The organism is Polynucleobacter sp. MWH-UH24A (assembly GCF_018687475.1).
Lineage (GTDB): Bacteria > Pseudomonadota > Gammaproteobacteria > Burkholderiales > Burkholderiaceae > Polynucleobacter.
In genome coordinates this window covers 1,771,745-1,783,062 of record NZ_CP061292.1, presented here as the reverse complement: position 1 = coordinate 1,783,062, position 11,318 = coordinate 1,771,745, and the positions used below count along the sequence as shown (strand labels likewise).

Genomic DNA, 11,318 nt, shown 5'->3' with positions numbered 1-11,318 from the left:
CCGATGCCAGAATTACCAGAAGTCGAAGTCACTCGCTTGGGAATCAAGCCACACCTAGAGGGGCGCCAGATCACCCATGTGGATGTAATTGATGGGCGACTGCGTTGGCCTGTTCCTCGGGGCTTGCCAAAAATTCTGATGGGCCAACGGCTTGATGTGATCGAACGCCGGGGGAAGTATTTATTACTCAAAATGACCAATGGCTACTTGATCATTCACTTGGGTATGACCGGGGTACTGCGTGTGCTAGCGCGGAAGGATCCCCTAAAGCCACACGATCGGGTCGTGATTCATTTCGATCAACTTACTTTACGACTCCACGACCCCCGAAAATTTGGCGCTGTCTTATGGCACCCAGCCACCAAGGGCGATGTACTGCATCACTCTTTAATTCAAAAATTAGGGCCGGAGCCGCTTGCCGAGGAGTTTGCTGGGCAATTGGGTGCAACACGTTTATATCAGTATTCTCGTAAGCGGAGTGTTTCAGTAAAAGCATTTTTGTTGGCTGGGCAAGCGGTGGTTGGCGTCGGCAACATTTATTGCTCGGAATCCTTGTTCGAAGCGGGGATTCACCCAGGCGTATCCGCAGGTAAGTTAACCAAAGCTCAATGTGAGCGGTTGGCCCATGCTGTCCGAACCATTTTAAAGAAAGCCATTGCAGCCGGTGGAAGTAGCCTGCGCGATTTTGTGGATGCGCACGGTGAACCGGGTTACTTCATGATGCAAACTAAAGTTTACGATCGAGCCAACGAACCTTGTCGGGTGTGTAAAACACCGATTCGGCAAATTACCCAGAATCAGCGCTCGACCTACTATTGCCCTCAGTGCCAAAAACGATAGGTATGGGATTTCGTTTCTCCCAGGCTTTGATACGTTGGTCAAAGCAATATGGTCGTCAAGGTCTGCCTTGGCAGGGTCACAAAGACCCATATGCAATTTGGGTTTCGGAGATTATGTTGCAACAGACTCAGGTTAGCACGGTGATCGAGCGATACCCACTTTTTATGCGTCAATTTCCAACGGTTAAAGCGCTGGCAATCGCAGATTTAGATGCAGTCATGGCCTTGTGGAGTGGGTTAGGGTACTACTCGCGTGCGCGCAATCTTCATCGCTGTGCACAAGAGGTCATGGCAAAGTATGCGGGGAAGTTTCCCAATACGGCCCAAGAGCTTGAGACATTACCTGGGATTGGCCGATCCACGGCAGGTGCGATTGCTGCCTTTGCATTTGAGGAGCGTGCTCCAATCCTCGATGTCAATGTTAAGCGAGTGATTAGTCGTTTCTTTGGCATTACCAGTGATCAGCAAAGGAACAAGACTGTGCAATTACTTTGGGAGCATGCAGGCGCCATTCTTCCCAAGTCAAAGTCTCAAATGCCCCTATATACACAAGCGCTTATGGACTTTGGTGCTACTTGGTGCACTCCGAAGATTGCCAAATGCCTAAGTCAGGACCGGTCGTGCCCAATGATGAGTGAGTGCAAGGCATATGAACTTGGTCTGGTGGATCGTATTCCAGCAAAAAAGAAGAAAAAGCCATCCCCAATATTCACAACCCACATCTTTTTGATTCGTCATCACGATGAGGTGTTGCTTGAGAAGCGACCTGTAAAAGCGATTTGGGGTGGTCTTTATTCTTTGATAGAGACCCCTTGGGAGCCTTTAGCAGAAAAGATCATTCACCCGAAATCGATTGATGTCAAAGACTTACTGAATCAAACTTGCCTTGCAAACCATCTATCCAAAAACGACATAGACTCGATCGTTTCAATTGAAGAGAGCCATGCAATCGAGCATGTTTTTAGTCATCGTCGTCTGCAAATGCAACCTTGGGTCATTCAGCTCAAGCGAAAATGGCCATGCGCAGGCGCTTCACTCAATTGGGTTTGCACTAGTCGATTGATGGAGTATGGCTTGCCTCAGCCAATACGAACCTTTTTAGAATCTAATTCACGATGACGCTCTAGGACATACACGTCTTTGATTGCTGCCTTAGAAAAAAATTGCTGCAACTGATGGACGAGATAGACTGATCGATGCTGTCCGCCAGTGCAACCAATTGCTACGGTGAGATAGCTGCGACCATCTTTTAGATAATGCGGTAACCATTTTTGGATATGCGACTCAATATCGGTCAACATTTGTGAGACTTCAGGAAACTGACATAAGTAATCAGCAACCGCTTGATCTAAACCATTTTGATCGCGTAAGGCTACCTCGTAATGGGGGTTTGGGAGGCAACGAACATCAAAAACAATATCTGCTTCACTGGGTACACCCCCTTTAAATGCAAATGACTCAAATATCAGCGCCAAACCAATAGGCCTCTCTTTTAATTGATCGGCAATCCAATGTCGAAGGGTGTGGGCTGGAATGTGTCCAGTGTCAATTTGTTGAGCTTCGCTGGATAATGGAGCAAGCAACTCCCGTTCTTTTTCAATCGCATCAATTAAGGTGCTCGACTGATTGGGATGGGAAAGTGGGTGACGGCGGCGTGTTTCTGAGAAACGCTGAACTAAGGTATTCGTGTCCGCATTTAAAAATAAGACATCAACCTGATGTTGATGACGTAGCTTTTTTAGAAGTGCAGGTAACTCAGAAATCGACGCACCGCGCCTAGCATCAATTGCAATCGCAATATGCTGACAGCGCTCACCTTCCATTGTCTCAACCAACTGTTCGATCAGTGATACCGGTAAGTTATCAACGCAATCGTATCCAGCATCCTCAAATGCGCGTAATGCGACTGATTTTCCAGAACCAGAGATACCCGTAATGAGTTGGATACGCATCTTATAAGAGACGGCCTTGGGATTTATTATTTTCGCTATCAAGATTCATTTGATTGCGTTGGCGCTCAATAAAGTCCTTCAGCGTATCAATGCCTCTCAGTTGCAAAATCGTATTGCGAACAGCTGCTTCAACAAGAACCGCTAAATTTCGTCCGGCAGCCACCTGAATCTTTACTGTCCGAATCGGAATATCGAGAACCTCAACAAACTGAGACTCAATCGGTAAGCGTTCGAATTCACCATCATTGCGACGAACCAATTGCACAATTAAGCGTAATTTCAATTTGCGGCGGACTGCTGTCTCACCAAATATTGTCCGAATGTCCAATAAACCAAGCCCCCGAACTTCGAGCAAGTCCCGCAAAATTTCTGGGCATCGACCTTCAATGTAATCGGGTCCCAGTCGAGTAAAGTCAACGGCATCGTCAGCCACCAAACCATGACCCCGAGAAATTAGCTCAAGACCTAATTCGCTCTTTCCTAAGCCGGATTCGCCAGTAATTAAGACGCCGAGGCCTAAGATATCCATAAAAACCCCGTGCATCGTGATGCAAGGTGCCCCAATCTTAGTTAAATAGAACCGGAGGTGATCAATGACCTCCGCAGCAGAAGTATTGGTAGCAAAAAGGGGTGTGGAGGAGCGTTGGCAATAAAGTTGCAATTCCTCATCCGCATTACAGCCATCGGCCACAATGATGCAGGGCGGGTTACTGGCAATCAAGGCGGAGATTTGGGTTTGGCGCTCAGCACTTGGTAGTTTGGCGTGGTAATCAATCTCTTGGTTCCCAAAGATCTGTATTCGGCTTGGATGGATCATATTCAAGTGACCAACCAAATCCGAAGAAGCTGCGGCAGACCGAACAGCATCCGCGTTAAATTTTCGGTCTGCGCCCTCTAGACCGCTGATCCAAGACAGTTTTAAATCCCCAATATTCTCATCAAAGATTTGTTGAGCTGTGACATCTTCAAGTAAAAGTTGCTGGCTCATTGCAAAGCCTCCCAATCGCAAATCAAGTCCCTTACTTTCTCAGGATCGGTCTCATTTTGCAACTGGTCACGTGATTGAGGATTGGTGAGAAGTTGGGCAATTGCCGCTAGGATTTCAAGATGCGCTTGGGTTGCATTTTCAGGGACTAGGAGAAAAATAAGAAGCGAAACAGGTTTGCCGTCTGGGGATCCAAACTCAATTGGGGTTAGGAGCTTAAAGACAGCCGCACAGGGCTCTTGTAGACCCTTAATTCTCCCGTGGGGGATCGCTACCCCAAATCCTAGACCGGTTGACCCTAGGGCCTCTCGGGCGCTTAGGAAACTTAAGAGGGTATCGGATGGAATTTGTAGTTTGGTCGCAAAATACTGACAAGCAATTTCAAATGCTTGCGTCTTACTAGACGCTTGTGCATTCAAATGAATGCTGTCAGTAGTGAATAGGCGACTAAGTACGTTCATGACCCCTGATTATAGGGGTCAATACACTAAACGTTATTGCAGATGTTTATCGTGATGATGGTCCTGAATTCGTTCTTTGTGCTTGATGACTTGTCGATCCAGTTTGTCGATAACGGCATCCATTGCATGATACAAATCCTCATGGTGGGCCTGAGCAAATAATTCTTTACCCTTCAGATGCAGTGTTAATTCAGCCGTTTGTCTGAGCCCCTTTTCTTTCGCTTTATCAACCATAAGAAATGCTGAGGCATCAATCACATGATCAAAATGCTTTCGAATTCGTTCAAGACGATTTTCTAAGTGATCGCGGATGCCTGGAGTAATTTCGAGATGACGGCTGTTGATGCGTAAATTCATTACAAACCTCCATAGTGAAAAGCTACAAAGATGATTTATTCAAAATAATGAAGATAAAAAAGGTTTTAAGTGAAGGTAGGAGTCCTTTAAAAAAAGAGGATTAAAAAATTGACTGCTTACTCGATGATTTTTAATTAGGTTATCAGTGATTTGATTTAAAACCAATCAATTCAATAAAAACCTTATGTGAGAGTACGATTTATTGCTGCGCAGTATTTTTTGTAAAATTTTTTACCAACAAAAGCAATAGCTTACATGCGGAAGTTTTCACCCAAATAAACCCTTCGAACCGCATCATTTTGGATAATCTCATCGGGCTTACCTGCAGCTAGGACGCTACCTTCGCTAATGATGTAAGCGTGGTCGCAAATACCCAGGGTTTCTCGCACATTGTGATCGGTGATTAGGACCCCGATTTGGCGGTCTCTTAGAAAGCGGACAATCCGTTGAATCTCGCCTACGGCAATTGGGTCGACGCCTGCAAATGGCTCATCGAGCAGAATAAATTTAGGGGAAGAAGCGAGCGCTCTTGCAATTTCAACCCGTCGCCTTTCTCCGCCGGATAGGGAGAGAGCCGGATTGTTGCGTAAGTGACTAATTTGTAATTCACCCAGTAGCTCATCTAAACGATCCTGGATTTGTTTTTTACTTAGCGGCTTGCCATTGGTTTCTTGAAGCTCTAGTACTGCTTGTATATTTTCTGCCACGTTTAGTTTACGAAAAACAGAGGCCTCTTGAGGTAAGTAGGATAGGCCCATTCGGGCACGCTGATGGATGGGGAGATGGCTAATTTTTTTCTGATTTAAGCGTATATCACCACCATCGAGAGGAACTAAGCCAACAATCATATAAAACGAAGTTGTTTTACCAGCACCATTTGGGCCCAATAAACCAACTACCTCACCACTCGATACTTCAATACTCACATCGCGAACAACGGTGCGTGAGCCATAGCGTTTTTGAAGCGATACCGCCTGAAGAACTGAAGGAGATACAGAAGCCATCTTATTTGATAACAACTTTCTTTCTGGGTGACAGGATTGCTCTTGATTCCGGGGGGCGATTTAAATCCAATTTTTGCGGTTTGATCTTATAGCTTTCTTTGACATCCTCATATTCAATTTGCCAACCTTGGAGCTGATCGAGCATTTGCATATTAAGGAGACGCTTGACAGTGGCATTTCCAACGAGCAAGAGCTTTTCCTTTTGATCATCATAAAGAATATCTTTAGCGATGCCTTGCATAAATTCATCTTGTAAGGTTTCGCGACGTTGGCGCATTGATGCTGGCAAATTAGACTTACCATTTAGATCAATCATTTGATAGCCCTCTGGTGTCACTAGGATAAAACCACGCTCACCAGTACCAACCATGCTGCCACGAATTAAAAGAACATCGCCAGTTAGAGTGTATTTTTGTTTTACATCATCAAAATCAACTTGATCGGCATTAATAATGAGCGGTTTGTCCCGATCAGTCTGATTTGCTTGGGTAGATAGTGGCAGCGCACTCAGAGCAAGAATAAAAATGAGAACTCTCAATTGCGCCCCTTTTGCTCACTTGGCTCAATTCGTCCACGTACTTGGCCTTTGAGGCTGGCACTGTGATCAACATTATTAAACGTTCCGCCACCACTTGAATTCATGATTGACATTCCCTGTTGAAGCTCTAATGGCTTATCGGTTCGAACAATATCATCATTGATTAAAACCTGAAAGTAGCTAGAGCGCGCAAGTAATTGGGGAGCAGCCTTACGATCTCCAATCGCCTCTTGAGCCGGTCGAAATATTTCACTATTTTCGTATAGATCCAAAATCGTTAAATCACCGTCAACATGGCCGCGATCGGCACGGACCGTAACTGGCGCACCTTGATCTTGAAAAATGCGAATCCGGGGCCGTTCTAAATCAATTGATGCATCATCTTCGTAGTGAGTCAATTTTTTCCCTAGAACGCGGTATTTTGTCTGTCCTTGTTCATTGAGATTGGATAGGGATGCATTTTTGAGAATGTAATCAGGCACGTGCTGAGGAACGCGCGCAAGCGCGAGTGACTCTGGTGGAGTGCTCCGTTTGACTAGCCAGAAAGTCGCCAAGGTTAGGGTGCCCATCAATAAAAAGGGCAGTATGCGAAGTAAACCCCGAACAACCCACAGATAAATGATGTATCGAGAAAGTCGCATAAAGGATTTACTCAGCCTTTAGCTTTGGTTAATAGTGAATCGTATTGATCTTGGGCTTTAAGGATCAAATCGCATGCTTCACGAACAGCACCAAAGCCACCCTTGGCGCGTGTAACGTAGTGCGCAATTTGACGAACAGCCTCATGTGCCTGAGCCGGAGCAATGCGCAATGCTGCAGACTGCATGATCGCGAGATCAGGCCAGTCATCCCCCATGACCGCTAGGTCGATGGCAGGATTGCACGTAACTTTTTTTTGTAAGTCATCAAGCGCTGATTTTTTATCTTGAACGCCAGTAAAAACATGCGTAATTCCGAGTTCATCACATCGTCCAAGGACCATTTTGGAGTGGCGACCAGTAATGACAGCACATTCAACCCCAATACTTTGGAGCAGTTTGATACCCAACCCATCTTGAATATCAAACCCCTTGACCAATTCTCTACCGTCTGGCCCGAAAAAAACCTGACCGTTGGTTAGAACGCCATCGACATCAAGTACCAAGAAGCGAATTTGAGCCGCCCGTTCTAAAGCCTGGGGGTAGTGCGTTAATGGGTTTGTTGTGTGTGTCTGAAGAGTTGGTGCCATCGATCAAATTACCTTGGCTGCAAATAGGTCGTGTAAGTTGAGGGCCCCTAGTAAGTGTTTTTTGGGATCGGCCACGATTAAGTGATTAATCCGATGTTGCTCCATCATTCCAATCGCTTCTTCAGCGATTAAATCGGGCGGGATTGTTCTTGGATTGGGGGTCATGGCATCCACCAAACTGATGGAGCTGATACTCACCTCTTTTTCCATAAGCCGTCGCAAATCGCCATCGGTCAAAATACCCAACACCTGATTGGCGTCATTCACAATCACGACTAAGCCCATTTTTTGGCGACTCATTTCAGTGAGTGCTTCTGCAAAGGTTGCCTTCTCATTAATTTTGGGGGTGCTTGAGAGATCACGCATGACTTCTGAGACATGGGCAATCAGTTTTCGGCCCAACCTTCCACCGGGGTGGGAGCGCAAAAAGTCTTCGGCTTTAAAGCCGCGTGCATCTAATAGGGAAACAGCCAATGCATCACCCATTGCTAAGGCTGCCGTTGTGCTGGTTGTTGGCGCCATATTGAGCGGGCATGCTTCTTTATCAACGCTAATGTCAAGATGCGCATCCGCTAATTTGGCAAGTGAGGAATTGGGATCACCCGTTAATGCAATTAACTTTGCGCCAGTTCTTTTGATGATCGGAACAATCGTTAGCAATTCTTCGGTTTCACCAGAGTTTGAAATCGCTACGAATACATCCTCACGAGTCACCATACCTAAATCACCATGACTTGCTTCAGCAGGGTGCACAAAAAATGCAGGAGAGCCTGTTGATGCAAAGGTAGCGGCTACCTTACGCGCAATGTGACCTGATTTACCAATTCCAGAGACAACTATCCGACCGCGGCATTGTTCTAGAAGATCAACCGAAAGCAGCAAGGCCGATTGTCCCCCTTGAGCCAAGCGGTCGCGCATTTTGCGAATCGCATCCGCTTCTAATTCAAGGGTGGCGCAAGCTAATTCTAGAGCGCGTTGGTTCTTTGCATTCATGGGGATAAGTATATGCCGACTGCCCCATTGCTGGATTTAAAGACCAAGCTTCTCGAGATCCTTTTTCTTGATTGGGCTTGAATTAACCTGCTTTTTTAAGAGAGGCTTTAAGTATTTGCCTGTGAAGCTAACGGGGCGATTTGCAACTTCTTCGGGGGATCCAGTTGCAATGATTTGACCACCACCAGCGCCTCCATTGGGCCCAAGATCAATTAACCAGTCTGCAGTTTTAATCACATCCAGATTGTGCTCAATGATGACTACAGTATTTCCCTGTTTTTTAAGAGTATGAATCACCTCAAGTAATAGTTTGATGTCATGAAAATGCAAACCCGTTGTTGGCTCATCAAGGATATAAAGGGTTCGTCCCGTATCCCGTTTTGATAGCTCTAGCGAGAGTTTGACGCGTTGTGCTTCTCCGCCTGAGAGAGTGGTGGCGCTTTGACCAAGACAGACATACCCTAAACCAACATCAAGTAAGGTTTTAAGTTTACGTTTCACAACCGGGACCGCTTCGAAGAATTCATGAGCTTGTTCTACCGTCATCGATAAGACCTCATGAATGTTTTTGCCTTTGTAGCGAATATCTAAAGTCTCACGGTTGTAGCGTTTGCCATGACACACGTCGCAGGGTACATACACATCCGGTAAGAAATGCATTTCGACCTTGAGGACGCCATCGCCCTCACAGGTTTCGCAGCGGCCACCTTTGACATTAAAAGAGAATCGACCGGCCTCATAACCGCGTTCACGAGCGGCCGGAACTCCCGCAAAGAGTTCTCGAATGGGAGTGAATAGACCAGTATAGGTAGCAGGATTGGAGCGTGGTGTGCGGCCAATCGGCGATTGATCCACATTGATCACTTTGTCGAAGTGTTCGATACCGTCGATATGATCATGCTCTGCTGGTTCAGCACTTGAGCCATAAAGATGTTGTGCAACTGCATGATGCAAGGTGTCATTAATCAAAGTCGATTTACCAGACCCGGATACGCCAGTAACGCAAGTCAATAAGCCCACAGGAATATGTGCATCAACACTTTGAAGATTATTACCACTCGCACCAATAATGCTTAGAAAGCGTCCATCATGTTCTGTGCGTTTTTGGGGAACCGCAATTTTTTCTTGACCAGACAGGTAGGCACCGGTTAGTGAAGCAGAATTTTGCTCGACTTCACGAGGAGTTCCTGTCGCAACAATCTTTCCGCCATGCACGCCCGCACCAGGGCCTATATCAATCACATAGTCTGAGGCCCGAATCATGTCCTCGTCATGCTCTACGACCAAAACGCTATTACCAAGATCGCGAAGGTGTTTTAGGGTTGCAATTAAACGATCGTTATCACGCTGATGCAAGCCAATCGATGGTTCATCAAGTACATACATCACACCGGTTAGTCCAGAGCCAATTTGCGAAGCAAGCCGTATTCGTTGCGCCTCGCCACCAGAAAGCGTATCGGCACTGCGTTCTAAGGATAGATAATCCAAGCCCACATCATTCAAAAAGCGTAAACGAGATGCGATCTCCTTAATGATTTTGTCAGCAATTTCTCGTTTGGCGCCCTTTAATTGAATGCTGTTGAAATAGTCTTGGGCTTCACGCAGGGGCAAGGCGCTGATCTCATAAATGGCGCGGGCTTGCTGACCATCTCCTACTTTGACAAAGCGGGCCTCCTTGCGTAAACGGGTGCCATTGCATTCAGGGCACGCCCGAATATTTTGATAACGAGCTAATTCTTCACGGACTGCTCCTGAGTCGGTTTCTCGATAGCGCCGCTCAAAATTCGCCAAAATTCCTTCAAACGGATGCTCACGTACTACGGAGCGACCTTTTTCATTGAGGTACTCAAATGGGATGCTTACGTCTCCAGACCCATAAAGGATTAAGTCTTGGGCTTTTTTGGGTAATTTTTCAAAGGGCTTTTCAAGATCAAAGCCGCCAAACTTTGATAAGGTTTGTAAAAGCTTGAAGTAAAACTGGTTACGACGGTCCCACCCTTTGATTGCTCCTGCAGCCAAAGATAGATCGGGATGTGCCACTACCCGTTTGGGATCAAAGAACGAGATGTGACCAAGTCCATCGCAACTGGGGCAGGCTCCCATCGGGTTGTTAAAGGAAAACAGGCGGGGCTCAAGTTCTTGCAATGAGTAGGAGCATATGGGGCATGCAAATTTGCTGGAGAAAATAGTTTCTTCCCCCGAGTCCATATTCACTACCATCGCCTTGCCATCAGCAAGTCGCAGGGCGGTTTCAAACGATTCAGCGAGTCGTTGCTGAATATCCTCCTTGACACGAATTCGATCAACCACCACTTCAATGGAGTGTTTATCATTTTTTTTTAGTTGCGGTAGATGATCGGCTTCGACGATCTCGGCTTTAGCTGCGTTACTCGTGCCACCACCCGAACGAATGCGAAAGCGGACAAATCCTTGTGCTTGGAGATTTTCGAATAAGTCAACAAACTCACCTTTGCGCTCACTGACTACTGGGGCTAAGATCATCAGCTTGGCATCAAGCGGCATTGCCATCACGGTATCAACCATTTGCGAAACACTTTGGGCTTCAAGGGCAAGGTCATGGTCCGGGCAGTAGGGGGTGCCCGCACGCGCAAACAGTAGACGCAAATAATCATGAATCTCTGTGACAGTACCAACCGTTGAGCGCGGGTTATGGCTAGTTGCCTTCTGCTCGATGGAGATCGCAGGCGATAAGCCCTCAATCACATCGACATCGGGCTTTTCCATCAACTGTAGAAATTGGCGAGCGTACGCTGAGAGCGATTCAACATAGCGTCGTTGCCCTTCCGCGTAGAGCGTATCAAAGGCCAAAGAGCTTTTGCCAGAACCGGATAAGCCGGTCAACACCACGAGCTTCTCACGCGGGATATCGAGATTGATATTTTTTAGGTTGTGGGTACGAGCCCCACGGATTTTGATTTCGTTATTCATGATTTTTTAGCG

General features: G+C 46.4%; 12 protein-coding genes. 2 read left to right on the top strand and 10 right to left on the bottom strand.

The annotated features are described in order from the left end of the window. Positions 1-3: 3 nt before the first annotated feature. Entirely contained in the window at positions 4-840 is an 837-nt protein-coding gene (gene mutM, locus ICV32_RS09295; protein WP_215370372.1) for a bifunctional DNA-formamidopyrimidine glycosylase/DNA-(apurinic or apyrimidinic site) lyase, read from the top strand. Positions 841-842: 2 nt separating this feature from the next. After that, positions 843-1,958: an A/G-specific adenine glycosylase gene (mutY, locus tag ICV32_RS09290; RefSeq protein ID WP_215370369.1), complete on the top strand. Its 1,116-nt coding sequence runs from the start codon at positions 843-845 to the stop codon at positions 1,956-1,958. Here the strand turns inward: mutY and rapZ are convergent. From rapZ to uvrA, 10 genes are all read right to left on the bottom strand, one after another. Further along, positions 1,919-2,791: an RNase adapter RapZ gene (rapZ, locus tag ICV32_RS09285; protein ID WP_215370366.1), complete on the bottom strand. Its 873-nt coding sequence runs from the start codon at positions 2,789-2,791 to the stop codon at positions 1,919-1,921. The genes mutY and rapZ overlap by 40 nt on opposite strands. A 1-nt stretch (position 2,792) precedes the next feature. Next, positions 2,793-3,779, bottom strand: coding sequence for an HPr(Ser) kinase/phosphatase (gene hprK, locus ICV32_RS09280; protein WP_215370363.1), 987 nt, complete (start codon positions 3,777-3,779; stop codon positions 2,793-2,795). Further along, positions 3,776-4,237, bottom strand: coding sequence for a PTS sugar transporter subunit IIA (locus ICV32_RS09275; protein ID WP_215370360.1), 462 nt, complete (start codon positions 4,235-4,237; stop codon positions 3,776-3,778). Before ICV32_RS09275 ends, hprK begins: the two co-directional genes overlap by 4 nt. A 33-nt stretch (positions 4,238-4,270) precedes the next feature. Beyond that, positions 4,271-4,594 carry a ribosome hibernation-promoting factor, HPF/YfiA family gene (gene hpf, locus ICV32_RS09270; protein ID WP_215370357.1) on the bottom strand — a complete coding sequence of 108 codons (324 nt, stop codon included), beginning with the start codon at positions 4,592-4,594 and terminating at the stop codon, positions 4,271-4,273. Between the two features lie 251 nt (positions 4,595-4,845). Then, positions 4,846-5,598, bottom strand: a complete 753-nt coding sequence (lptB, locus tag ICV32_RS09265; protein ID WP_215370355.1) for an LPS export ABC transporter ATP-binding protein — start codon at positions 5,596-5,598, stop codon at positions 4,846-4,848. 1 nt (position 5,599) lies between these two features. After that, positions 5,600-6,136 (bottom strand): LptA/OstA family protein, encoded by a 537-nt coding sequence (locus tag ICV32_RS09260; protein ID WP_215370352.1) that lies wholly within the window; start codon positions 6,134-6,136, stop codon positions 5,600-5,602. Then, positions 6,133-6,777 carry an LPS export ABC transporter periplasmic protein LptC gene (gene lptC, locus ICV32_RS09255; RefSeq protein WP_215370349.1) on the bottom strand — a complete coding sequence of 215 codons (645 nt, stop codon included), beginning with the start codon at positions 6,775-6,777 and terminating at the stop codon, positions 6,133-6,135. The genes ICV32_RS09260 and lptC overlap by 4 nt, the downstream gene beginning before the upstream one ends. An 11-nt stretch (positions 6,778-6,788) precedes the next feature. Beyond that, entirely contained in the window at positions 6,789-7,364 is a 576-nt protein-coding gene (locus ICV32_RS09250) for an HAD family hydrolase (protein ID WP_215370347.1), read from the bottom strand. Between the two features lie 3 nt (positions 7,365-7,367). Beyond that, positions 7,368-8,357 carry an SIS domain-containing protein gene (locus ICV32_RS09245; RefSeq protein ID WP_215370345.1) on the bottom strand — a complete coding sequence of 330 codons (990 nt, stop codon included), beginning with the start codon at positions 8,355-8,357 and terminating at the stop codon, positions 7,368-7,370. 36 nt (positions 8,358-8,393) lie between these two features. Then, positions 8,394-11,306: an excinuclease ABC subunit UvrA gene (gene uvrA, locus ICV32_RS09240; protein ID WP_215370343.1), complete on the bottom strand. Its 2,913-nt coding sequence runs from the start codon at positions 11,304-11,306 to the stop codon at positions 8,394-8,396. Positions 11,307-11,318: the final 12 nt, after the last annotated feature.